Below are 24,455 nucleotides of genomic sequence, written 5' to 3'. Positions count from 1 at the left end.
AACAACGCCCTCACCCGTGAAGGTGATGGCAATCAAAAAAGATTACGGGCTGATGTGTACGTCAGCTATTGCTGGTCCGATTCTGCCAGGTCATCTTGGTCCTGGCCCAGGAGCGATAATTCCAACAATGCGTATCGGTGCTCAACAAAGTTATGAACGTTGTTAGCCACCGCCAGTTTGAACAATGCCGTAGCGTTGTCCAAATCCCCCAGACTTAGGTAGTACTTACCTAAATAGAAGTTGGTTTCACTGAGATGCTCAGCGAGCGAGGTGTTATCCGTTGCGTCCGCCTTCAGGCGTTCCATCAGCGTTGCTTCGCTAATGTTGCCCAGGTAGAACTCGACAATGTTCCATCCCCATTGCTCTTTATCCGATTTCTCGAAGCGTTGGTTTAACGCTTCTTTAGCCTGCTTCTCATCGAGCTTCTGCTCGGCAAGATAAAGCCACAGACTGCGGAAAGGATCATTGGGATCGTCTTGATAAAACGCCAGCAGATCATCTTGCGCTAACTTATCGCGACCGCCGTAATACAATGCGATACCGCGATTTAAGTACGCGTAGTTGTAAGTTGGATCAAGCTCAAGTACAGAATCAAACGCTTCATAGGCAGCATCAAAATTGCCTGCCTGCGTTAAATATATACCTAAGTAATTGAATACTTCAGGCATATCTGGTCGGATTGCCAGCGCTTGTGAAAAATCATTTCGCGCCAGTGCCCTCAGACCGAGACTATCATACAACACTCCGCGCTCATATAAAAGCTGTGCGCGTTCGTCATCGGTTAAAGCCCGACTGGCAAGAATTTGTTCCATACGTGCCAGAATCACTTCCTGCTGCAAAGTCGGTTGCAATGGTACTGCGAGGACTTCACTCTTACGCCAGGCGGAATTACTACATCCAGCCAGCGTGAGTGCTGTCGCAACGAAACACCAGCGCAAAAAAGGCTTCATTTCCCACTCCCGAAGACAACGATTGAATGAACGTCCAGGTTCCCCGGTTGCTAACAAGGCGTCCTGCCGGGTTAAAGGCCCTCCGTTCTCACGGAGGGCAATGGCAACCTTACTCGCCCTGTTGGCTTACCGGAGCTTCCGGTTCGCCTGCAGGCTGAGACTGCTCAGTTGCTTCTTTAATGCTCAGACGTACACGGCCCTGGCGATCAACTTCCAGAACTTTAACCGGTACTTCCTGGCCCATCTGCAGGTAATCGGTCACTTTCTCAACGCGCTTGTCAGCGATCTGAGAAATGTGTACCAGACCTTCTTTACCGCCACCGATGGCAACGAATGCGCCAAAGTCAACGATACGGGTCACTTTACCCGTGTAGATACGACCTACTTCGATCTCTGCGGTGATCTCTTCGATACGACGGATAGCATATTTCGCTTTCTCGCCGTCGGTCGCTGCGATCTTCACAGTACCGTCATCTTCGATTTCGATAGTAGTGCCAGTTTCTTCGGTCAGGGCGCGGATAACAGAACCGCCTTTACCGATAACGTCTTTAATCTTGTCCGGGCTGATCTTGATGGTGTGGATACGTGGCGCGAATTCAGAGATATCGCCACGCGGCGCGTTAATCGCCTGTTCCATCACGCCCAGGATGTGCAGACGCGCACCTTTAGCCTGGTTCAGAGCAACCTGCATGATCTCTTTGGTGATACCTTCAATTTTGATATCCATCTGCAGTGCAGAGATACCGTCGCGGGAACCCGCTACTTTGAAGTCCATATCGCCCAGGTGATCTTCGTCGCCCAGGATGTCAGACAGAACAACATAGTTGTCGCCTTCTTTCACCAGACCCATCGCGATACCCGCAACGGCCGCTTTGATCGGCACGCCTGCGTCCATCAGCGCCAGGGAAGCGCCACATACGGAAGCCATGGAAGAAGAACCGTTAGATTCGGTGATTTCAGAAACCACACGCACGGTGTACGGGAATTTATCCAGTTCCGGCATCACTGCCAGCACGCCACGCTTCGCCAGGCGACCGTGACCAATTTCACGACGCTTCGGAGAACCGACCATACCGGTTTCACCTACGCAGTACGGAGGGAAGTTGTAGTGGAACAGGAAGTTGTCAGTACGCTCGCCCATCAGTTCGTCGAGGTTCTGCGCATCACGGGTGGTGCCCAGGGTCGCAGTGACCAGCGCCTGAGTTTCGCCACGGGTGAACAGCGCGGAGCCGTGGGTACGCGGCAGAACGCCAGTACGCACGTCCAGACCACGGATCATGTCTTTTTCACGGCCATCGATACGCGGCTCGCCTGCCAGTACGCGGCTACGAACAACGTTTTTCTCAATGGCGTGCAGGATTTCGCCCAGTTCGTTGGCGTCCAGGGTTTCATCTTCTGCCGTAAGCTGAGTGATGGTTTCAGATTTGATCACGTCAACCTGAGCGTAACGCTCTTGTTTGTCGGTGATACGGTAAGCATCGCTCAGGCGAGCTTCTGCCAGTGCGGCAACGCGCGCGTTCAGTGCTTCGTTGACGGCTTCTGGCTGCCAGTCCCAACGCGGTTTGCCGGCTTCTTTCGCCAGCTCATTGATCGCCTGAATAACAACCTGCTGCTGTTCGTGACCGAATACTACAGCGCCCAGCATCTGGTCTTCGCTCAGCAGTTCAGCTTCGGATTCAACCATCAGTACGGCACCTTCGGTACCGGCAACAACCAGATCCAGCTTGCTTTCTTTCAGTTCGTCCTGAGTCGGGTTCAGTACGTACTGGTCATTGATATAACCAACACGCGCAGCACCGATCGGGCCGTTGAATGGGATGCCAGACAGCGTCAGCGCAGCGGATGCGCCAATCATTGCCACGATATCCGGGTTAACCTGCGGGTTAACGGACACAACGGTCGCGATAACCTGAACTTCGTTAACGAACCCTTCCGGGAACAGCGGGCGAACCGGGCGGTCAATCAGACGCGCGATCAGGGTTTCACCTTCGCTCGGACGGCCTTCACGACGGAAGAAGCTACCCGGGATACGGCCAGCAGCGTAGGTACGCTCCTGATAGTTAACGGTCAGTGGGAAAAAGTCCTGGCCTGGTTTCGCTTTTTTCTGGCCGACAACGGTAACGAATACCGCAGTGTCATCCATGCTAACCATAACAGCGGCAGTCGCCTGACGCGCCATCATGCCGGTTTCCAGCGTAACGGTATGCTGACCGTACTGGAATTTACGAACGATCGGATTAAGCAAAATAATATCCTTTCTCTATTTTTTGACGGCACATTTTTGCGCCATCGTTAATACCCGATCTTCTGCGCATCCTCGCGACTAATGACAACCCTAACCCATACGCATGAGTAAAGCCTCTCATTAGCCGCGCGAACCTCTGCAACGGAAGATCATTCATAGCAACAATACATTAGTTTCCAGCGAATTGCTGCCATCTGCTGGAAAAAAGGGGCCATGAAGGCCCCCTCTTTCTGAAACTCGAAAGAATTAGCGACGCAGACCCAGACGCTCGATCAGCGCGGTGTAGCGTGCAACATCTTTACGTTTCAGGTAGTCGAGCAGTTTACGACGCTGAGAAACCATGCGCAGCAGACCACGACGGCTGTGGTGATCTTTTTTGTGCTCTGCAAAGTGGCCCTGCAGGTGGTTAATCTGTGCAGTCAACAGAGCAACCTGAACATCGGTAGAACCGGTGTCGTTTGCATCACGACCAAACTCAGAAACGATTTTAGCGGTAGCTTCAGTACTTAGAGACATTTTAAAACTCCAAAGTGTTAAGAATGAAAGGATGCCGATCTCTAATTCAGCTATCCCAGTGTATACACTTTATCCTTCAAACTGACTCTGCGTTGGCTGCGTCCGCTCACCTCAGTCACTTATCTAAGTAAGCTCCTGAGGATTCTTAGACTTGCCGCCTTGATGCAGCTCGAATGATTTTGTGTATACGCCACGCAGATTGTTAAACAATTCACGCGACGTTAAGCGGCAGTATTCTACTCGCAGCGCCCTTTTATCGCAAGACAGAGAGCGCTATGCAGGATACTCAACCACCAGGCGACGGGGAGCGACACGACCTTCATCGTCGATCTCCCCCATGCCGATAAATTTGCCGTCATCGCCTTCCGTCACACGCACCAGGCCTTCCAGCGGGACACCTGTCGTACGTACCGGGTTACCATTTTTAAAGTAAACCGACGATGTTAAAGGCAAATTAACAACAGGATAGTCCGATGCTGGACTGTCCATTGGCATCAGCAAGGGATCAAGCAACTGAGCGGCCGGAATGTTCTGCTGCTCAGCCTGTTCAACCAGCTCGCGCAAGTGTTCCAGCGTCACCATACGATCCACCGGATACTTGCTGACCGTCAGACGACGCAGGTACGTTACGTGCGCACCACAGCTGAGCTTCTCGCCCAGATCGTCGATAATAGTGCGAATATAGGTGCCTTTGGAGCAGTGAACTTCCAGCTCCAGCTCGTTACCTTCATGGCGAATAAACAGCAGCTCATAGACGGTAATCGGGCGCGCTTCACGCGGCACTTCAATGCCCTGACGCGCATATTCGTACAGCTTTTTACCCTGATACTTCAGCGCCGAATACATTGACGGAATCTGCTCGATATCGCCGCGGAAAGTCTCCAGTGCGCTCGCAAGTTGCTCTGCGCTGAAGGTTACCGGACGTTCCTGCACGATTTGCCCGTCAGCATCGGAGGTGTCAGTACGTTGCCCCAGGCGGGCTACTACGCGATAGCGTTTGTCAGAATCCAGCAAATACTGTGAAAACTTCGTCGCTTCGCCGAGGCAGATAGGCAGCATGCCCGTCGCCAGCGGATCCAGCGCGCCGGTATGACCCGCACGGTTGGCATTGTAGATGCGCTTTACTTTTTGCAGTACGTCATTGCTGGACATGCCCTGCGGCTTATCCAGCAGCAGGACACCGTGAATGTCGCGACCACGACGACGAGGACGACTCATCAGTCCTCCTTGCTGTCGTCCGCTGGGTTCACACGACGTTCATCGTCATGTTTCACCACGCTGGTCACCAGGTTAGACATACGCATCCCTTCAACCAACGAGTTGTCGTAGAAGAAGGTCAGTTCAGGCACGATACGCAGACGCATCGCTTTCCCCAGCAGGGAGCGGATAAAACCAGAGGCTTCCTGCAGGGCCTTAATGCCGTTTTTCACAGCCGCTTCGTCCTGGTCGTTAAGGAAAGTCACGAATACTTTGGCATACGCCAGGTCACGGGACATCTCAACACCAGATACGGTAGTCATCATGCCTACGCGCGGATCTTTGATTTCGCGTTGCAAGATGAGTGCGATTTCTTTCTGCATCTCCTGCGCCACACGCTGCGGGCGACCAAATTCTTTCGCCATAATAAATTCTCCAGAATAATGACAAAAAAGGGGCCATAAGCCCCTTTTTAAATTTCTTGCCGGGTGGCGCTTTAAAGCCTGATGGCGCTACGCTTATCAGGCCTACAACCCGGCTAACAATCCTAACGTAGGCCCGGTAAACGAAGTACCACCGGGCATTACGAAGATTATGCGATAGTACGTTTGATCTCGATGATCTCGAACACTTCGATCATATCGCCAACGCGAACGTCGTTGTAGTTCTTAACGCCGATACCACATTCCATACCGTTACGGACTTCGTTAACGTCATCTTTGAAGCGGCGCAGGGATTCCAGCTCGCCTTCATAGATAACCACGTTGTCGCGCAGGACGCGGATTGGGTTGTGACGCTTGATAGTACCTTCGGTAACCATACAGCCCGCGATCGCACCAAATTTCGGTGATTTAAACACATCGCGCACTTCAGCCAGACCAATGATCTGCTGTTTCAGTTCCGGAGACAGCATACCGCTCATCGCCGCTTTCACTTCGTCGATCAGATGATAGATGACGGAATAGTAACGCAGATCCAGACTTTCAGATTCGATCACTTTACGCGCAGAAGCATCAGCACGGACGTTGAAGCCAACCAGAATCGCGTTGGACGCCGCAGCCAGGGTCGCGTCGGTTTCAGTGATACCACCTACGCCGGAACCGATGATCTTCACTTTCACTTCGTCGGTAGACAGTTTCAGTAAGGAGTCGGAGATCGCTTCTACAGAACCCTGTACGTCAGCTTTCAGTACGACGTTCACTTCGTGAACTTCGCCATCGGTCATGTTGGCGAACATGTTCTCAAGTTTAGATTTCTGCTGACGAGCCAGTTTAACTTCACGGAATTTGCCCTGACGATACAGTGCAACTTCACGGGCTTTCTTCTCGTCACGCACCACGGTCACTTCGTCACCGGCAGCCGGAACACCGGACAGACCGAGGATTTCCACCGGAATGGACGGACCTGCTTCCAGAACTTCCTGACCCAGTTCGTTACGCATCGCACGCACGCGGCCGTATTCGAAGCCACACAGTACGATGTCGCCTTTATGCAGCGTACCTTCACGCACCAGGACGGTAGCAACCGGACCACGACCTTTATCCAGGAAGGATTCGATTACCGCGCCGCTCGCCATACCTTTACGAACAGCTTTCAGCTCCAGAACTTCGGCCTGCAGCAGGATCGCATCCAGCAGTTCGTCGATACCGGTACCGGCTTTCGCAGAAACGTGGACGAACTGGCTTTCGCCGCCCCACTCTTCCGGCATGATGCCGTACTGGGACAGTTCGTTTTTAACGCGATCCGGATCCGCTTCTGGCTTATCGATTTTGTTGACTGCAACCACCACCGGCACACCTGCCGCTTTCGCGTGCTGGATAGCTTCGATGGTCTGCGGCATCACGCCGTCGTCTGCTGCAACAACCAGAACCACGATATCCGTTGCCTGAGCACCACGAGCACGCATAGAGGTAAACGCGGCGTGACCCGGGGTATCCAGGAAGGTGATCATACCGTTGTCAGTTTCAACGTGGTACGCACCGATGTGCTGAGTAATGCCGCCCGCTTCGCCAGAAGCCACTTTCGTAGAACGAATGTAGTCCAGCAGGGAGGTTTTACCGTGGTCAACGTGACCCATGATGGTTACAACCGGTGCGCGCGGTTCAGCCGCAGCGCCGGTGTCACGGTCGCTCATTACTGCTTCTTCCAGCTCGTTTTCACGACGCAGGATAACTTTGTGGCCCATCTCTTCGGCAACCAGTTGTGCGGTTTCCTGGTCGATGACCTGGTTGATGGTCGCCATTGCGCCCAGTTTCATCATCGCTTTGATGACCTGAGAGCCTTTAACCGCCATCTTGTTAGCCAGTTCGCCAACGGTGATGGTTTCGCCGATCACAACGTCACGGTTAACGGCCTGAGCTGGCTTCTGGAAGCCCTGCTGCAGAGCGGAACCTTTACGCTGTTTACCGCCTTTACCACCACGAACTGCGGCGCGCGCTTCTTCACGGTCGGCTTTCGATTCAGCGTGTTTGTTGCCTTTCTTCGCCGGACGCGCGGCTTTCGCGCTGCGAGTACGACCACGGCCGCCTTCAACTTCACGATCGTTTTCGTCTTCTGCCTGGCGAGCGTGCTGAGAAGTCGTGACGTGATAATCGCTGGTATCTTCAACAGGTTCAGCGTTATCCACACCATTTTTCTCGTTTTCTTCCGCCATACGGCGAGCTTCTTCCGCTACGCGGCGAGCTTCTTCTTCAAGCTTGCGACGTGCTTCTTCTTCCGCTTTACGTTTCAGTTCTGCGGCTTCATTTTCACGGCGGGCTTTTTCGGCCTGGGCGGTTTTAGTCATATCGTCGGTCTGTTGATTGCTCACTTTGTCTTTTTCCGCAGCTTCACGTTTCGCTTTATCAGCGGCTTCACGCTTAGCTTGTTCTGCGGCCTCACGTTCGGCTTTTTGTTGCGCCTCGCGTTTGGCAGCTTCTTCTGCCTCACGACGGGCTTGCTCTTCCGCTTCACGCTGCGCCTGCTCTTCCGCGGCCAGGCGTTCAGCCTCTTGCGGATCGCGTTTCACAAAGGTGCGTGTCTTGCGGACTTCGATTTGTACCGATTTGCTTTTCCCACCGGTACCTGGAATATTGAGAGTACTGCGCGTTTTACGCTGCAATGTCAACTTATCCGGCGCTGAGCCGTTCTCACGGTTCAGATGCGCCAGTAAGGTTTGTTTCTCTTGTGCGGACACAGAGTCATCAGCAGACTTCCGGATACCTGCATCAGCAAATTGCTGTACCAGGCGATCCACGGAGGTCTGTATCTCTGCAGCCAGCGTTTTTACGGTTACATCTGTCATACTGTTCCTTCCTGCTACAGTTTATTACGCTTCGTCACCGAACCAGCAAATATTACGGGCAGCCATAATCAGCTCACCGGCTTTTTCGTCGGTCAACCCTTCGATATCAGCCAGATCATCAATGCCCTGTTCGGCGAGATCTTCCAGCGTACAAACACCACGGGCAGCCAGTTTGAAGGCCATATCGCGATCCAATCCTTCCAGATTCAGCAGATCGTCAGCCGGTTTGTTATCACCGAGGCTTTCTTCCTGGGCCAGTGCCAGAGTGGTCAGTGCGTTTTTAGCACGCTCGCGCAGCGCTTCAACGGTCGGTTCATCAAGGCCGTCAATTTCCAGCAGTTCTTTCATTGGCACGTAGGCCAGTTCTTCCAGCGTCGCAAAACCTTCTTCCACCAGAACTGTCGCGAAATCTTCATCGATATCGAGATATTTGGTGAAGGTATCGATGGCGGCATGTGCTTCAGCCTGATGCTTCGCTTGCAGGTCATCAACGGTCATTACGTTGAGTTCCCAACCGCTCAGTTGTGAAGCCAGGCGGACGTTCTGACCGTTACGTCCAATCGCCTGAGCCAGGTTACCGGCTTCAACCGCGATATCCATGGTGTGTTTGTCTTCATCCACCACGATAGAAGCGACATCTGCTGGCGCCATTGCGTTAATCACGAACTGCGCCGGGTTATCATCCCACAGGACGATATCGATACGCTCGCCGCCCAGTTCGGTAGAGACCGCCTGAACGCGCGCACCGCGCATACCCACACACGCGCCGACCGGATCAATACGCTTATCGTTGGTCTTAACGGCGATTTTCGCACGAGAGCCCGGATCGCGAGCAGCCGCTTTAATTTCAATCACTTCTTCGCCAATTTCTGGCACTTCAATGCGGAACAACTCAACCAGCATTTCCGGTTTGGAACGGGTGACGAACAGTTGCGCGCCGCGCGCTTCCGGGCGCACAGAGTACAGAACGCCACGAATACGGTCGCCAGGGCGGAAGTTTTCACGCGGCAGCATGTCTTCGCGCAGGATCACGGCTTCAGCATTGCTGCCCAGATCCAGGGAAATGTTGTCACGGTTAACTTTTTTCACCACACCCGTAACGATTTCGCCTTCGTGTTCGCGGAACTGATCAACAACCATTGCGCGTTCAGCTTCACGTACTTTCTGTACGATAACCTGTTTCGCAGTCTGGGTGGTGATACGGTCAAAGGTGACAGATTCAATCTGATCTTCAACATAGTCGCCCACGTTCAGGCTTTCGTCTTCGAAGCGTGCCGCTTCCAGCGTAATTTCTTTGGTTGGCTGGGTAACTTCTTCTACGATTACCCAACGACGGAAGGTATCGAAATCACCGCTTTTACGATCAATTTCTACGCGGACGTCGATCTCTTGCTCATATTTTTTCTTTGTTGCTGTAGCCAGCGCACTTTCCAGCGCTTCAAAAATTTTCTCGCGTGGCAGCGCTTTTTCGTTGGATACGGCTTCAACAACAGCCAAAATTTCTTTGTTCATCGCGGGCTTTTCACCTCAATCCAGACTGTTAAAAGTGGGGAACCAGGTTCGCCTTCTGGATATTACTCAGCGCGAACACTTCATCTTTACCTTCGACTGTGACCGTGATCATCTCACCGTCCACCGCTTTGATAACGCCCTGCCATTTACGACGGTTTTGAACCGCCATACGAAGAACCAGCGTGACTTCTTCCCCCAGGAAACGCACGTAGTGTTCAGCAGTGAACAGAGGACGGTCGAGACCCGGCGAGGAAACTTCCAGGTTATAGGCAACGGTGATTGGGTCTTCGACATCCATCACGGCGCTTACCTGATGGCTCACATCAGCACAATCATCAACATTGATGCCATCTTCACTATCAATATAGATGCGCAGTGTGGATGTGCGACCGCGAATAAATTCGATGCCGACCAGTTCGTAGCCCAGGGCTTCAACCGGGGCTGTAATCATCTCTGTTAATTTTTGCTCTAATGTGGACAAGCCCACCCCCAAGACATAAAAAAAGGGCCTAAAGCCCAGTTATTCTGTAGTCAGATAACAAAAAACCCCGATAAATCGGGGCTTTAGATAACTGAACCCTATAACCGCACCTGCGGTTCGGAGAACCTTCCGAAAGAATTTTTTTCAAATCCAGCTACGAAGGCCTAAGTCTTCACAGTATATTTGAAAAAGAACTCTAAGGGAAAGTGGTTGCGGGGGCCGGATTTGAACCGACGACCTTCGGGTTATGAGCCCGACGAGCTACCAGGCTGCTCCACCCCGCGCCTGAAACGTGGCAAATTTTACTCGTTTTGGGTAAAAAATGCAAATACTGCTGGGATTTGGTACCGAGGACGGGACGTAAAATCTGCGCACAGTATATTGATACTCTATGTGTTATGTCAACCTTGTTACCACTATGCAAATCAATGAATGCTGACCAGCGGGTGGTAATCAAGATAAATGTACCGGCCGCGCCGTTATTTAACGAAATTATCACTAAACTCTTCCTGTCATCCAGAAAAGATGATTAAATGAAAACTCATTTATTTTGCATAAAAATGCATTTAGTATAATAAGCCGACCTCTTCACCAGTCTATCAAGCAGGGTTTTATTTTATGACGACGATTCTCAAGCATCTCCCGGTAGGTCAACGTATTGGTATCGCTTTTTCCGGCGGCCTGGACACCAGTGCAGCACTGCTGTGGATGCGACAAAAAGGGGCTGTCCCATATGCATATACTGCGAATTTGGGCCAGCCGGATGAGGATGACTATGACGCCATTCCTCGCCGCGCAATGGAATATGGTGCTGAGAATGCTCGCCTGGTAGATTGCCGTAAGCAACTGGTTGCCGAAGGGATCGCAGCCATTCAGTGCGGCGCATTCCACAACACTACTGGCGGACTAACCTATTTTAATACCACCCCACTGGGCCGTGCAGTCACCGGCACCATGCTGGTTGCCGCCATGAAAGAAGATGGCGTGAATATCTGGGGTGACGGCAGCACCTATAAAGGCAACGATATTGAACGTTTCTATCGTTACGGCCTGCTGACCAACGCGGAACTGCAGATTTACAAACCATGGTTGGATACCGATTTTATCGACGAGTTGGGTGGTCGCCATGAGATGTCCGAATTTATGATCGCCTGCGGTTTCGACTACAAAATGTCTGTCGAGAAAGCGTACTCCACTGACTCCAATATGCTCGGCGCGACCCACGAAGCAAAAGACCTGGAATTCCTGAATTCCAGCGTCAAAATCGTCAACCCGATTATGGGCGTGAAGTTCTGGGATGAGAGCGTGAAGATCCCGGCAGAAGAAGTGACCGTACGCTTTGAACAGGGTCATCCTGTAGCGCTAAACGGTAAAACCTTCAGCGACGACGTTGAGATGATGCTGGAAGCCAACCGCATCGGCGGTCGTCACGGTCTGGGCATGAGCGATCAGATTGAAAACCGTATTATTGAAGCTAAGAGCCGTGGTATCTATGAAGCCCCGGGGATGGCGCTGCTGCACATCGCTTACGAGCGTCTGCTGACCGGTATCCATAACGAAGACACCATTGAGCAATATCACTCTCATGGCCGTCAGTTGGGCAAACTACTGTACCAGGGCCGCTGGTTCGACTCGCAGGCGTTGATGCTGCGTGATGGTCTGCAGCGTTGGGTCGCCAGCCAGATTACCGGCGAAGTGACGCTGGAGCTGCGCCGCGGCAACGACTACTCCATCCTCAATACCGTCTCTGATAATCTGACTTACAAGCCAGAACGTCTGACCATGGAGAAAGGCGAGTCAGTATTCTCACCTGACGATCGTATCGGCCAGCTGACAATGCGTAATCTGGATATCACCGATACCCGCGAGAAGCTTTTCGGCTACGCGAAAGCCGGTCTGTTGACCGCCTCTTCAACGACCGGCCTGCCGCAGGTTGAGAATCTGGAAAACAAAGCAAAGTAAGCATTCATCATTTTAAGGCCGCGAAAGCGGCCTTTTTTATGCGCGGAATATAAGGTGTCTGTAGGCCTGATAAACGTAGCGCCATCAGGCGTTGCAATAATGTCGGATGGCGGCGTAAACGCCTTATCCGACCTACAGACAGCCACGAGTAACAGACGAAAAAAAAGACGCTTTGCAGCGTCTTTTTCTGGAATTTGGTACCGAGGATGGGACTCGAACCCACAAGCCCGTTAGGGCACTACCACCTCAAGGTAGCGTGTCTACCAATTCCACCACCTCGGTACAGAATACTTAGTGTGGGATATCGCTGGTCGGCTGAGCCGGAGCAGCTGGCTGAGTTTGCTCGGTTTTCGCCGGTGCGCTCAGATTTTCCCACTCACTTCCTTTATTGGTCTTATTGCTGTTCATGTTACCCAGCACCAGACTGATGATGAAGAACAAGGTTCCCAATACAGCTGTCATACGGGTCATGAAGTTACCAGAACCACTTGAACCAAACAGAGTACCAGAAGCGCCTGCGCCAAAAGAGGCTCCCATATCAGCGCCTTTACCTTGCTGCAGCATGATCAAGCCTACCAGGCCAATTGCCACAATAAGGAAAACTACTAAAAGAGCTTCGTGCATAATCAACCTGTTCCTTGCGGAGTTGCCGCGTACAATGCTTCGACCATTAAAGCGGGAATATTTACTGTTTCCCACTGAAGCGGGTGTGAATACTAACCAAAGCGAATCACCTTCGCAAGGGCATTTTTAGTGCATTGTATCAACTGCGGAAAAAAACAGCAAAAGCGCCGCATTCTGCCGGTTAACGGCGGAAAAACGGCTATAAAACAGCCGGCTATTCGGGTTTCGCTTCCGGCGACACTTTCACGAGCCTGTATTTTCCATACCGTTTAACAATGCGCCATACGCCATCCGGCGTCTCTACGGGTTCTCTCTGCGCGTAGAAGGTGGTTTTTTTACCGACGCGCACGCCTATCTGCAAATTCTCCCCTTCCCCACTAATCAAAGCGATGGTCGGCGTCATATCCACCGGCTCGATAACCGCCTGTGTATCTGCCACGTGCGACACCCGCCTGGCATTGGGGTTTAATGTCGACGCAAAAAGCACCTCCATTGGGTTTACCAACTGGTGATGATGGCTGAGTTCCAGGTGGAGATGAGGACCGTTGATTCGCCCGGTCGCCCCTGATAAGGCGATAACATTGCCTCTGAATACCTTATCGCCTTTATGAACCTGAAGCGTATTTAAATGCAAATAGCGGCTGCTCCAGCCATCGGCATGACTGACGGTAATATAGAACCCCGTCACCGGACCATAGCCGGTCGCCGTCACTTCGCCATCGGCAACCGACATTACCGGGCTATTTACCGGTGCGCGCAGATCCACGCCTTCATGCCGCATAAACTGACGGGTGACCGGGTGGTAACGCATGCCATAAGGAGACGTTACAACAATTTCGTGCGTCAGGGGGAAGATAAACGCCCCGGCAGGCAGGGTATCGACCTCAGAAACGGCATGACGATTCGATAAAGACTGCCAGTTTGGCGCTGGGGCGCTGTTCGTGGGGATCGTCAGATTCAGCACCGAAAAAAAGCTGCTCGCCGTATCATTATCAGGAGCCGGATTGGTTGCAAAGCGATCGGTAGATACAACGCCAGCAGGAAAGAAGCTTGCCAGCGCCATAACCTGCGCGCAGGAAAGATCATCATCGGCATCGGCGTTCACCGTAACGTCAGAGGGCCACGTCATAAAAGCGCGACGTGACAAGGTAGCAGCGCTGATGCGACAGGAGAGAGGGTCGGTTTCCCGTCGGGTCTCAATAAGGTTCGCATGGTGTTTACCAGTCTGAAGATCATCGAAACAAGGCTGATAGCGCTGCCGTATTAAAGGCGATGTTGTTACTGGCGGCTGATTCATCAGCACCGCTGTTGCACAGGTTTTCTGCTGATGCACTGGCCGCCATACTGGCAGCGACAATAAATAAAGCGTACGTGGTATTCGCCCCGTCATGGCTGGCACGGTAGTGTATTGTCGTGGAGCGGGCGGAATGAGCGATACCGTCACGCTGAATTCATCACGCGCAACCTCGTCCCGATACATATCTGGCGCAGCGCGCAGCAAAAGTAACGAAAGCAGAAGAGTGATCACAGGTTAAGCACCGCCGTATACATTAGATAGATCGACATCACAACGATCGCCGGGCCAAATGGTATGTATCCCTGTTTCGCCAGCTCCCCCTGCGGCGCGAATCTGCGGATATAGAAGTAGCGAAACAGAAACAGGCAAAGACCCAACAGGGCTGAGCCCAGCATCAGCACCGCAATATTTTCCACCCCTAACCATGTCGCACACGCGGCGAACAGCTTAACGTCCCCTTTACCGAAACCTTCCCGACCGGTTATCCAGCGGTAACCTTCGGCCATTAGCCAGGTAAAGCCCCATATAAAAACGGCGCCCATTACGCTATCCCGCGGTGAAATTGGAATAAGGTGGCGTACAGAGGCAATAAGTCCCGCCCACAGCAATAAAAACACCAGGCAGTCAGGAAGCAAAAAGGTGCGGATGTCGATAACCGCAAGGGTGTACAACAGGCAGAGAAATAACGCCATGAACGCGAGCTGGAGTAAGCTATATTGCGGATAAAGCCAGTAAACCAGAGTGCAAAACACAACGCCAATGACCGCCTCACTTAACGGATAAATACCCGAAATTGTGCAATGGCAATGGCGACATCTGCCGCGTAACAGCAACCAGCTCACCACGGGAATGTTATCCCAGGGCATAACATTGTGCTGGCAGCATGGGCAGTGAGACGGCGGCCACCATAAATTTACCGCGGGAAGCGCGTTTCTTTCTTCATCGTCTGCGGTTTCACGCATCAGCATTATCGGTAAGCGATAAATAACGACGTTGAGAAAGCTGCCAATGAATAATCCCAGAAGCAGCGCGAGCCAGGGATAGCCAGGTGAGAAGAAAGCTTCTATATTCGTCATGCGCATTATTGACAACTTTCCGGCAGAGAAGCTAACTGAGTCGACTGGAATGGAAAGACCTTCGCATAGGGCAACAAATCAGAAACATCATCCGCCGGAGTTGACGTGCTATGGTTTAGCCAGATTTGCAGGCCAGAATTTTGCGTTAAGCGCAGCGTATCAGGTAAATTAACCCCGTTAAAATTCCCCGCCGCCGCGGTTCCTCCCATAGAAACAAGTTGCAGCTCGTCTTTGTTGCCTGCTGCGCGGTATTCCACAAAAAACGGCTCTGAATGGCCAACTCCGTTATCAAGCTGATTGGGCACAAACACCTCAATGCGCAATAGCTTATATTTCCTCACTGGCAAATAAAACCAAGTGAATGATGAGCTACTCGATGGGCTGATCGACTTTTGAGCAACACGAATGTCTTCTCCCGTAAATTCAGCTGCTAGCGAATCATAGGCAGAAACGCCTTTTCCTACGGTTCCGCTGCTGCTTTTTTGACATGCCGAAGAGGTCTTACACGCCGCCGTTGCATTACCTTTTAATATTCCAGTTCCAGGCCATGTTTCTACACCATTGACATTATATAAATTGACGTAATCGTCAATGTCGGCTGTATTATCGGCAGATATATAGATTAAGTTGACCTCCATATCTAATACATAAGTTTTGAGGCCGGGGGCAGGCATTCTAAACCCAACGGGAAACGGAGTTGACCAAAACGGACACATTCTCAATACACTACCAAAACCATATTTATTGGCGGAAAACGCCTGTGGCGCGCTAAAAATAAGCCATAAACAGCCCAGAGCCGCCAGGTATTTCCTGTTGAATATATTCATATTTAATCCATCCATGAATCATCCTACTGCACTTTTCGATAACGTATCCATTAATGAGAACAGCGCCAGAAACACCCAGATTACACTCCCGCCCAGGATAACGGTGGCTAAGTTCTTTAACAGTCCGGCAAGTTTTTTAATATATTCCTGTATATGTTCGCGGGAACGCTCCGATACCGAGAGCAAAACCTCATTAAACGAGGGGAGATCGGCATACAGGCTGATGTTGAGTAACTCTTCCGCGCCCATCAGTCCGGTATCGAGCGCTTTGCCATAATTCACGCCGTGCGCCATTTTCTCCAGCATGGTGAAAAGATGCCATTTTAGCCAACGGTTAGCATTGAGCTGAATAATTGAAAGCGCATCCGTCAGAGGAATATTGTTACTCAACATTAGCGACAAATTATTCAAAAAAATGGAGGAAGTTAGCTGCCGATAAGTTGAGAACGGCATAATTCTGTCGAGAACCTTATTCCTTATTGTGCCGCTAAAATTGGCCATTGTCAGCCGTGAAAAGATAACCAGAAAGATAAATCCCAGTAGAATTTTTAGCCACAACCCCTCGTAAAGTGCCACGCCAAAATTATAGAGATTCTGTGTCACGGTTGGCCATTTATCAATCGGCACAACGGAGGCAAAGGCGGGGAATACCTTTTGCGAATAGCCGGCAATAACAATTAACGACAAGGTAATCATTATCAGGGGAAATATAAGCGCACCGATGATCTTTTTACGCAGTTCATCGTTGTATTTAATAATCGAAACCAGGGTAAAAAATCCATCAGAAAGGCTGCCGCTTTTCTCCGCCGCGGTGATCACACTCAGTTCAGAATTCGGCACCATACCTTCGAAAACAGCCGCAACGGATGTTTCCTGCTTCATTTGCGTGATAAGATCCATCAACCGTTTACTAAAGGCTTTCCCCAGTAAAGATTGACCTTCTTTTTGCAGTTTTTGCATCGAATCATACAAAGGCAGACCGGCCTTAATCATGTCTGCGCAAAACTGGTAGATATAGATGCGCTGTTTCTTACTGAATTTTTTCAACGATCATCTCCAGATCTTCTGTTGGCAATACGCCAAATTCCATTGCGTACCAGCGCGCATCCACACGACCAAGCAGCACATGCGCCATGACTTTTTCACGGATCTCAAACCCTTCAGCAAGTCCTACCGCTGTCTTTCTTTTTTCCCGCCACAGGGTGTAAACATTAAGCCACTCCTGCCGGGAGATAGCCGCCAGTTCGTCATAGGTTGGCAAAAAATACTCCATCGCCAGCTGCCGTCCTTTGATACCGCTCTTCTTACACTTTACACACCCCTTCTCGCTTGCCCGGAACAGAGTAAAAGTGCGGCCGGAAAGGGTAATCTCTTCATGGACTTGCTTACAGGTATCGCAAAGCACCGGCACCAGTTTCTGACACTGCAACCCAGCAACGAAGCCTGGCGTGGAGAGCTTGTCACTGCTGATACCTAATGCGGACATACGCTGCAGGAGTGAAACGATATTGCCCGCATGCACGGTGGTAAAACAGTAATGCCCACTCTCAACGGCGCCCGCTAGGGCGTTAGCTGAAACATTGTCACGAATCTCCCCCACCATCAGTACATCCGGGTCGCGGCGTAACGCGGATTTAATCGCGGCGTGGAAGCCTCCCCCCTCGACGCTGACAACGGAGCTTTGCTTGGCGCCGTATATCTGATATTCCACGGGATCTTCGACCGTCAAAAAGCAGCCGCGATCGTCATAGCGGTTAATTTGTAGCCATTCCATCAGGTTTTTCAGCGTGGTGGATTTGCCCGAACCTGTCGTTCCCGCAATGACATACGCGCCATAAGGGTTGCTAAGGATCTTTTTCAAATCGGCAATTTCGGCAGACGAAACGCCTATTTTATCCAGCGAGCCCAGGTTATCTTTTTGCAAACCGGAAGGAATAATACGCAGCACAGCATGGTAACAATCCGCCGTTTCGCCAAAAATGGGAAAATGGGCATAACGGAAGCGGTACGGTTTACCGTTAAGACTGTAGAGAATATTCGCATTCTGCGGAATTGCCCGGTTCCATGTTGTATCTCTGGTTGTAGCCTCTACGTTGTACAAAACAAATACCAGTTCATCACACTGCTGTGATTTAATCTGCATAAACGGCATCAATACGCCATTTACGCGCGCCTCAAGCAACGCCAACACATCATTCCGTGTAATATGAAGGTCGCTGGCCCCCATATTTACAACGCGCTGTAAGATATTGACCAACTGTTTTTGCGTGTCTGTGATATCAATATCATTATGCGCAGCGTTAAGGGCTTTAAGAGAGATAAATTCCAGTATATGAAAATAATCTTCTTCCGTTACTATCGCCAGGCCAATGACTGGCCGTTTATGCATTGATTTCAGCCGGCTTATCTGGAGCTTGTATTCAAATAGCTTATCGATATTGATAGTGTGTACTAATAAATACTCATAACCATCATGAATAGCATTAATGCCTATTCCTTCAAATTCATGATATTCCCAAAGACCGGAAAATATATCTTCAGTCGTTATTCGTTTAAAATCTATATTCACGGGTTAGCTTCCTTAATTTGCAACCCGTTTTTACGATCTTTGGTTAAAATGTATTGTGCGCCGTCCATGGAAAATACATTTCCTGGAGTGACGTATAACAATGTATCACCGCGTTGATTAGCAATAGCAACCCGAGAAAGACCGCCAATGACTGATTCCAGTACTACGTGCGGCTTCGCAATATTATTACCTGTATTTACCGCAGGCGCGCTCTTTTCAGTCTTGATCTTCGCTTCGATTACGGGAGTTGGAGTTGCCCTCGCTTTTATTTTATCTTCACCGCGCAGCTTACGAATTTCGCTCAACATTTTTTCTAGTTCAACCTGTTGCTGTAGCTTGCGATATTCTGACTGATATAGATAATCCTGCTCAACGAGTGCCTGAATATGATCCTGCATCGTCAGTTCCGCTGACTGTTCATTCAGGGCTTTCTCATCGACATTTTTTACCTCAGGAGACGCAGCTTTCTCGCCATTGCCTACCAGCGCTGGTTTACCGGTCTGGTTTTTGGGTGCAGGCGGCAAGTCAGTAGTCGGAGCGGCCTGTACCAGTCCGGATCCCACCATTAATACTGCAAATATGATGATATTTTTTACGCTTTGCATACTAATCCTCCGGATACTTTTATTCCATCGTTAATTGTTTCAATCTTCCTGATAAGAAAGGCATCCCGATACGCCTGTTTATACAAGGCAACCTGTAATAATATCCCTTCGTTCACTGATGTGGAGTGTGGTTTTGTCAGCGTCATGTTCCACTCTGCTGAAAGCATACCGTAAGCCTTAACGTCCCCCGCTAATGTTTTTTCCAGCGCTGCGACTGTCGATTTAGGCAGGGTCTTAAATACAATCTCGCCATTTTTCTTTTTACCCTTTCCGCCCGTCAACGTTGAGTTATAGCTTTTGATATAAGAGATAACCTCATTACAGGAATATAACGACAAAGGTTTGTTCTTCTTATACGCGCTTAATAAGCCGTTTTCTTTGCGGGCAATTTTCATGTCATTGTATTCAAGTGAAACCCCATTCGACCTGTTCTTTCCTTTTTTTACAGGAAATGATGCTGCGTAGGTTTTACCAAAGAAAGTTAACTCTGGTTGCGTCAGAATAGCAGCGGGATCGATTTCAAAAGTCATGTGACACGACTTTAGCGAACAGCCATAACTTCGTCCCTCAACAGGAAGTTTAATCAATGCGAACGGAATAACGCTGCGATGAATTTCATCAATCAGGCGAATACCGAAATCAATACTCATTCCCTCTAATGATTTCTCATACCAGTCATGTACAGAAGCCTTATCGTTAAGCAGTTTCTGCGCAGCCTGCTGTTGCTGAGCAAGCATTTCGTCTTGCGGCATCTTTATAAAATAATACCAATAGCCTGCACCAGCGCCACACAACAGTAAAGCAATAACCAGAATAATAATTATAATTCGACTTGTAGAAAATATTCCGCTCTTACCTTTCCAGAAATAGAGACTTTCCAGCATAAATTACCCCGCCACCAGAAAATGAAGTGCTAAAGCAAGCAGCGCCAAAAATATCAGACCACCAGCCAGAATGGAGCTAATAATGAATCTGCGACGTCGCTTCAGAGAGAGCTGATGCGCCGCGCATTTCTCTATCACCACAGAAAGCTGGACTTCGGTCAGCGACGTCACTTCCAGGTGTTCATATTGTTCCGGGTGCCGCATGAGCTCATCAAACAGGCTGCGCTCTATAAAGCAATCGGTTCCACTGACAATCCGGCCACCATTAATAATGAGCAGATAAGTGAAATTATCATCACCATGTGAGAAATAGATGCCATCCCCAAATAACTCTTTAATATAAATCGCAAAAGGCTCATAAAGGGTAGAAATTTTCTCACAATAACCCACTGCTAAACGCCCGTCAGAATCTTTATAGATTACCCGACGATTAGCCTTTACCATTCCGCGAAAAGCTGCCTGCGCGCCAGGGTCAAGGTGAGACATACTGTCCGGTTCCCAGAGCAGACCGGTAAGGATATTATTATCCTGTAACAGTTTATCCATAACCATTTATTCCTATCGGGAAGTAATAGGCTGACGATAATAATCGACGCCAATTACCATGACGATCGTCGCAGATTCATCTTCATTTTTGTCACCGATACCCAAGACCTGATATTCCAGACCACCATTTTCACCTTTCACATCATACTTGCCTACCATTAGCAGATCGCCCGGCATAATAATTGACGAATTAAATGATTCCGTGGTGCTTACGTTCGGTAACTGCACATCATCATAAGTTTCAATGCCTTCCAGATACCGTTTTGTGAAACCACTCACTACCTCAATTCGACCATCTGAAAGCACGCGGGGGGTGATGATAAAACTGGTCCCTGTAATAATGGATGATGTTTCGACCGCGACGTTAACCTCACCATTGTCATCGACGGTACGGGTTTTGCTGGAGACGTAATTTTGCGACTTCGTCATATTCAGCGGTATCGCCATATTGTTACGCGTGATAAAGGAACCGCTTTGTAACGTCCGGTCACCCGTTAACTTATATAACGCATCCAGCCCGCTGCTGATATCAACATTGCTGTTTTTCCAGCCTGCCGATATGCCACCCGTTAATGAGTCCAGCAAACTTGAACTGATCTTCATGGTGTTTTGCCCATCATCCAGAGAGAAGTTAACGCCGGCAGAAAGCTGTTTCACTTTCGATTTATCGAGCGTGAAAATTTTATAGGTAACAATAAACTGACGGCTGTTATCCGCTTTATATTTATCTAACGCACGATTGAGCGCCTCATACTCTGACGGTCTTGAGTTAACCATTAAGACAGAAGAATCTTTGAATAGGTTGTAGTTTCCTGAAGAAATATAATTCTTCGCCATATCCTCCACATCATCCCAGAAAGATGATTCGAATTTGGTTTCGGTCTTTCCGGTCAACCCGCCGCTGGAAGTCGCCTCGTTACCAGAAAGATCCAGGTTCGTTTCTGTCTTATTGTTTTCACCATAAAAGTCCAGCTTAATGACATACGTTTCATAAACATTTATTTTAAGAACGTTATGATTATCAAGTTTTGGGCTTACGTCATAAAGAGAAGCGATATACTGGATAAACGCCTCAAAGGTGCCATCAAATTTTACGCTACGCGCCGTATTCCAGCTACCGCTGTTATTTGACGCACCGGCTTTTGCGCCTATCGCACTCTCGTTGATCCGGTAACTGATTCCCGTTTGTGCAGAGACAGCGTCCATAATGACTGCCAGCGTGGCGGGTTCATAGGATGAAATTTTGACATGTTTTCCCATGATTCGCTGCTGCTCAACGCTGTAATCCACCTTTTTCCCTATGTATGCGCGGTCGTACTTGATATACGGCTTCGCTTTTGATTCATCCTGGGTGGTCGCATCTTTAAAATGCTTCTGAATCTGGTTTTCTGAGTCATATTTTTCTTCAAAATCGCTGACACAACCCTGAAGAAAAATGGCTAATATTAACAACCCTGTCTTAATCTTCATCCCTGCACCCATTTTACATTTCATCAATAACAATAACGCGATTTTTTTGATATTTCTTGACTACCAGGCCATAATTCTCAGAAAAAAACAGCTCGCCAAGTTCTTGTAGGATCTCGTCATCCGATTTCCCTGCCAGCGTAATATTGTTATAAACCAGGTAATCTTTTGCACTGTTCCAGAAAAGCTTATAGCCATTAGCCTCCACCCATTTTCTGATTTCCTGGCTTAATAATTTATCTTCCTGAATTACCAGTGGCGGCGCTGAAGGCGCATCCGCGTGATAAGTGTCACCAGTAAACGGGTTTCTGCCGGTATGTTGAACAACCGCACCAGAAGACACTGGAGATGCCGTCATATGGATCTCTGATGAACTATTATTACTTGCCATAGCCTGCGGCAAAAGCATTACCGACAATAAAAGCAGGCAGTATTTCCTGATAATCATATTATCTTCCCTCTGTTTATCAGATTGCTATTATTTGTATTCTGTCGTCGTCAATAAATCATATGGCGTACCTGATTGCGGTATCGTACTGCACCATTTGGTAATAACATAAGATATTGTCTGCGGGTTTACTATGCTAAACCCTGCTCCCGTTTCTGAATCATACATGCCCATCGTTGCGGTCACTGCCCATACATACTTGCTGCCCGGGAATATGTATTTTTGCGCCACATTATGATCGACACGAGCCCCACTTGAAACGTCCATCTCAGCCAACTCTACCTGCACAGTAACGCCACCAAGCAAATCTACTTTCTTGCTATCATCTAATTTGGCGCGAGTCTCATTTTGTTTGACATAGCTACCAGATATGCCGCCATCGTTGTAAGCTGAGACAGAAGATATACTGGCAGACAACCGTGGATATAACGCCCGGGTAACTTTTGTTTTTTCCTTATTGCCATCTTCATCCAGGATTGCGTCACCGTTGGCGTCACGCAAAATAATTTCCTGTTCGATGACAGGGCAGGTCTGCACTGCAAATCGATGCATGCCAGAGTTTATTGAACTGTCATCATATGCTGCCACATAATCTTTCTTATCTGTAATATCCGCAGATAAAAGTTCATAACCAGAATATTCACTCACTGACGGAGTCACAAGTTCAAAAGCATCATATGTACTGGAAGGGTAATAATCCGAAATAATATCAAATCCAGCCATGCTGCTGCCATTCTAGGCATGATAAGAGGTATTATCATCCAGATAAAAATCACCCTCAATTTCTTCGTTATTGTTATTTTTGTATGTAAAGCGCTCAGGGTTACCGTCGGCGGAAAGCATTAAATCACCGCCATAATTACGCTTGAATAAAAAAACTGGCCGTGACGTATTTTCCATCACCAGATTGGCTTTTAGCGTACCCGTTTTGGTCTCATCACCATAATTCTCCGGATCGGTCATATCCAGCGAAAGGATCTGATCTTCGCCATGGGCACCTGTGCCTGCCTCCTGGTTGTAACACAGTTCAACTTTACTTGCCTGGGTGTTCCAGCATGCCGTGCCTGAGCCGCCGCCATTGCTCCCCTGATCGTTATCATTCATGTCAAAGGTGATGCGAATACCCAGTTGCTGACCCTTTCCCAGCGTTTCCAGTCGCTCCAGGTTAGAGGCCATATCGGAAAACTCGACTGGCGTACTGCCGTCAGATTCCGTTATCAGTTGCCAGGCATCCGCCGTCCTGGCCCGGCGAACAAGCATGATATGCGAAGCAATCATGCCTGAGTTATTTAACGCATTGTTAAACGCGGAGGCATAATTGGCAAAACTATACTTGTCGTTACTCTCCGTGTAGTTGAACGCAACAATAGCATCCATACGCGCAATCGTGCTGGAGGGGGTTTTAAGATCGTCAGAAGCAAACCCAATCCGTTCAATTTTCGCCGCGGGATTTTTAGCCGCCGTCACAAGTGAGCAGGGTAAATATTCTTGTGTCAGTTCAAATGTTGATTTAAGTGAGACGTTACAGCTTTTGCTGATGAACAAATAACGTTGTTGCTTTTGCTGATTCGCCCCCTCTCCCCACAAAAAATAGTTCGTCCCGGTCCCGGTATCAATGTCCGTAACGTTATTAGTTATCCGGTAACGATATTGGGAATCGGTACTGCTGCCTTGCGTGGCTTCATACAGTGGGTTATCTTTTTCACCGTCTTTTGTTTGCAGAGTTTCATCACGCAAATAATTCATCACGCCCTTCATCTCCTGGACAAGCGCGTTCGCGATGGTCTGGCGCATTTCTTTCGCTGCTTGTTTACGGGCATAATTGGTATACATAGCTAGCGCGCCACCAATGATTGCCAGTACAACAATAACTTCCAGTAGTGAAAATCCAGCCTGATGGTTTCGGGACCGCATACTAATTCCTGAAGAACATGAATCATTTTTATATAAATAATAAGTGGCTATT

At 49.4% G+C, this 24,455-nt stretch carries 22 protein-coding genes and 2 tRNA genes; 1 reads left to right on the top strand and 23 read right to left on the bottom strand.

Translation table 11 applies throughout. The features are described 5' to 3' along the window. Positions 1 to 65: 65 nt before the first annotated feature. The 9 genes from nlpI to FDW97_RS03175 all read right to left on the bottom strand — a co-directional run bounded on the left by nlpI (position 66) and on the right by FDW97_RS03175 (position 10,468). The gene (gene nlpI / locus FDW97_RS03215) at positions 66 to 950 is read right to left on the bottom strand and encodes a lipoprotein NlpI (RefSeq protein WP_038634184.1); all 885 of its coding nucleotides are present in this window, start codon (positions 948 to 950) and stop codon (positions 66 to 68) included. A 109-nt stretch (positions 951 to 1,059) separates the two neighbouring features. Continuing rightward, positions 1,060 to 3,195, bottom strand: a complete 2,136-nt coding sequence (gene pnp / locus FDW97_RS03210) for a polyribonucleotide nucleotidyltransferase (RefSeq protein WP_137350637.1) — start codon at positions 3,193 to 3,195, stop codon at positions 1,060 to 1,062. Positions 3,196 to 3,441: 246 nt separating this feature from the next. After that, entirely contained in the window at positions 3,442 to 3,711 is a 270-nt protein-coding gene (gene rpsO, locus FDW97_RS03205; protein WP_000059465.1) for a 30S ribosomal protein S15, read from the bottom strand. Positions 3,712 to 3,984: 273 nt separating this feature from the next. Then, a complete protein-coding gene (gene truB / locus FDW97_RS03200) occupies positions 3,985 to 4,929 on the bottom strand; it encodes a tRNA pseudouridine(55) synthase TruB (protein ID WP_137350636.1) in 945 nt (314 codons plus the stop codon). After that, positions 4,929 to 5,333 carry a 30S ribosome-binding factor RbfA gene (gene rbfA / locus FDW97_RS03195; RefSeq protein ID WP_003024988.1) on the bottom strand — a complete coding sequence of 135 codons (405 nt, stop codon included), beginning with the start codon at positions 5,331 to 5,333 and terminating at the stop codon, positions 4,929 to 4,931. Before rbfA ends, truB begins: the two co-directional genes overlap by 1 nt. 167 nt (positions 5,334 to 5,500) lie before the next feature. Further along, positions 5,501 to 8,191: a translation initiation factor IF-2 gene (gene infB, locus FDW97_RS03190; RefSeq protein WP_038634196.1), complete on the bottom strand. Its 2,691-nt coding sequence runs from the start codon at positions 8,189 to 8,191 to the stop codon at positions 5,501 to 5,503. A gap of 24 nt (positions 8,192 to 8,215) precedes the next feature. Next, positions 8,216 to 9,703, bottom strand: a complete 1,488-nt coding sequence (nusA, locus tag FDW97_RS03185) for a transcription termination factor NusA (RefSeq protein WP_038634199.1) — start codon at positions 9,701 to 9,703, stop codon at positions 8,216 to 8,218. Between the two features lie 28 nt (positions 9,704 to 9,731). After that, entirely contained in the window at positions 9,732 to 10,184 is a 453-nt protein-coding gene (gene rimP, locus FDW97_RS03180) for a ribosome maturation factor RimP (protein WP_003024996.1), read from the bottom strand. A gap of 207 nt (positions 10,185 to 10,391) precedes the next feature. Then, positions 10,392 to 10,468: transfer RNA gene (locus FDW97_RS03175), tRNA-Met, on the bottom strand. A gap of 334 nt (positions 10,469 to 10,802) precedes the next feature. Here FDW97_RS03175 and argG point away from each other — a divergent pair. Next, positions 10,803 to 12,146, top strand: a complete 1,344-nt coding sequence (argG, locus tag FDW97_RS03170) for an argininosuccinate synthase (protein WP_006687887.1) — start codon at positions 10,803 to 10,805, stop codon at positions 12,144 to 12,146. Between the two features lie 195 nt (positions 12,147 to 12,341). Here argG and FDW97_RS03160 read toward each other — a convergent pair. From FDW97_RS03160 to FDW97_RS03095, 14 genes are all read right to left on the bottom strand, one after another. Next, positions 12,342 to 12,428 (bottom strand) — tRNA-Leu (locus FDW97_RS03160). A gap of 9 nt (positions 12,429 to 12,437) precedes the next feature. Beyond that, on the bottom strand, positions 12,438 to 12,770 hold the full coding sequence (gene secG, locus FDW97_RS03155; RefSeq protein ID WP_006687886.1) for a preprotein translocase subunit SecG: 333 nt from the start codon (positions 12,768 to 12,770) through the stop codon (positions 12,438 to 12,440). A 214-nt stretch (positions 12,771 to 12,984) separates the two neighbouring features. Further along, on the bottom strand, positions 12,985 to 14,298 hold the full coding sequence (locus FDW97_RS03150) for a M23 family metallopeptidase (protein ID WP_137350634.1): 1,314 nt from the start codon (positions 14,296 to 14,298) through the stop codon (positions 12,985 to 12,987). Then, positions 14,295 to 15,149: an A24 family peptidase gene (locus FDW97_RS03145; protein ID WP_085048655.1), complete on the bottom strand. Its 855-nt coding sequence runs from the start codon at positions 15,147 to 15,149 to the stop codon at positions 14,295 to 14,297. The genes FDW97_RS03150 and FDW97_RS03145 overlap by 4 nt, the downstream gene beginning before the upstream one ends. Beyond that, positions 15,149 to 15,985, bottom strand: a complete 837-nt coding sequence (locus FDW97_RS03140; protein WP_137350633.1) for a hypothetical protein — start codon at positions 15,983 to 15,985, stop codon at positions 15,149 to 15,151. Before FDW97_RS03140 ends, FDW97_RS03145 begins: the two co-directional genes overlap by 1 nt. 3 nt (positions 15,986 to 15,988) lie before the next feature. Then, the gene (locus FDW97_RS03135; protein ID WP_085048653.1) at positions 15,989 to 17,017 is read right to left on the bottom strand and encodes a type II secretion system F family protein; all 1,029 of its coding nucleotides are present in this window, start codon (positions 17,015 to 17,017) and stop codon (positions 15,989 to 15,991) included. Further along, a complete protein-coding gene (locus FDW97_RS03130; RefSeq protein WP_170973651.1) occupies positions 17,001 to 18,359 on the bottom strand; it encodes an ATPase, T2SS/T4P/T4SS family in 1,359 nt (452 codons plus the stop codon). The genes FDW97_RS03135 and FDW97_RS03130 overlap by 17 nt, the downstream gene beginning before the upstream one ends. Before the next feature lie 176 nt (positions 18,360 to 18,535). Further along, positions 18,536 to 19,144 (bottom strand): hypothetical protein, encoded by a 609-nt coding sequence (locus FDW97_RS03125; RefSeq protein WP_051594486.1) that lies wholly within the window; start codon positions 19,142 to 19,144, stop codon positions 18,536 to 18,538. Beyond that, positions 19,132 to 20,028: a hypothetical protein gene (locus FDW97_RS03120; RefSeq protein ID WP_085048651.1), complete on the bottom strand. Its 897-nt coding sequence runs from the start codon at positions 20,026 to 20,028 to the stop codon at positions 19,132 to 19,134. Before FDW97_RS03120 ends, FDW97_RS03125 begins: the two co-directional genes overlap by 13 nt. Positions 20,029 to 20,031: 3 nt before the next feature. Beyond that, the gene (locus tag FDW97_RS03115) at positions 20,032 to 20,574 is read right to left on the bottom strand and encodes a hypothetical protein (protein WP_038634220.1); all 543 of its coding nucleotides are present in this window, start codon (positions 20,572 to 20,574) and stop codon (positions 20,032 to 20,034) included. A 12-nt stretch (positions 20,575 to 20,586) separates the two neighbouring features. Further along, positions 20,587 to 22,056 carry a type II and III secretion system protein gene (locus FDW97_RS03110; RefSeq protein ID WP_233638375.1) on the bottom strand — a complete coding sequence of 490 codons (1,470 nt, stop codon included), beginning with the start codon at positions 22,054 to 22,056 and terminating at the stop codon, positions 20,587 to 20,589. A gap of 1 nt (position 22,057) precedes the next feature. Continuing rightward, positions 22,058 to 22,489 carry a TcpQ domain-containing protein gene (locus FDW97_RS03105; protein ID WP_085048649.1) on the bottom strand — a complete coding sequence of 144 codons (432 nt, stop codon included), beginning with the start codon at positions 22,487 to 22,489 and terminating at the stop codon, positions 22,058 to 22,060. 30 nt (positions 22,490 to 22,519) lie between these two features. Next, positions 22,520 to 23,212, bottom strand: a complete 693-nt coding sequence (locus FDW97_RS03100) for a hypothetical protein (RefSeq protein WP_137350632.1) — start codon at positions 23,210 to 23,212, stop codon at positions 22,520 to 22,522. Positions 23,213 to 23,224: 12 nt separating this feature from the next. Beyond that, positions 23,225 to 24,403 carry a prepilin-type N-terminal cleavage/methylation domain-containing protein gene (locus FDW97_RS03095; protein WP_137350631.1) on the bottom strand — a complete coding sequence of 393 codons (1,179 nt, stop codon included), beginning with the start codon at positions 24,401 to 24,403 and terminating at the stop codon, positions 23,225 to 23,227. Positions 24,404 to 24,455: the final 52 nt, after the last annotated feature.

The organism is Citrobacter sp. wls708 (genome assembly GCF_005281255.1).
GTDB classification, from domain to species: domain Bacteria; phylum Pseudomonadota; class Gammaproteobacteria; order Enterobacterales; family Enterobacteriaceae; genus Citrobacter; species Citrobacter werkmanii.
The sequence above is the reverse complement of the archived record's forward strand: the minus strand, read 5'-3'. Positions and strand labels throughout refer to the sequence as shown.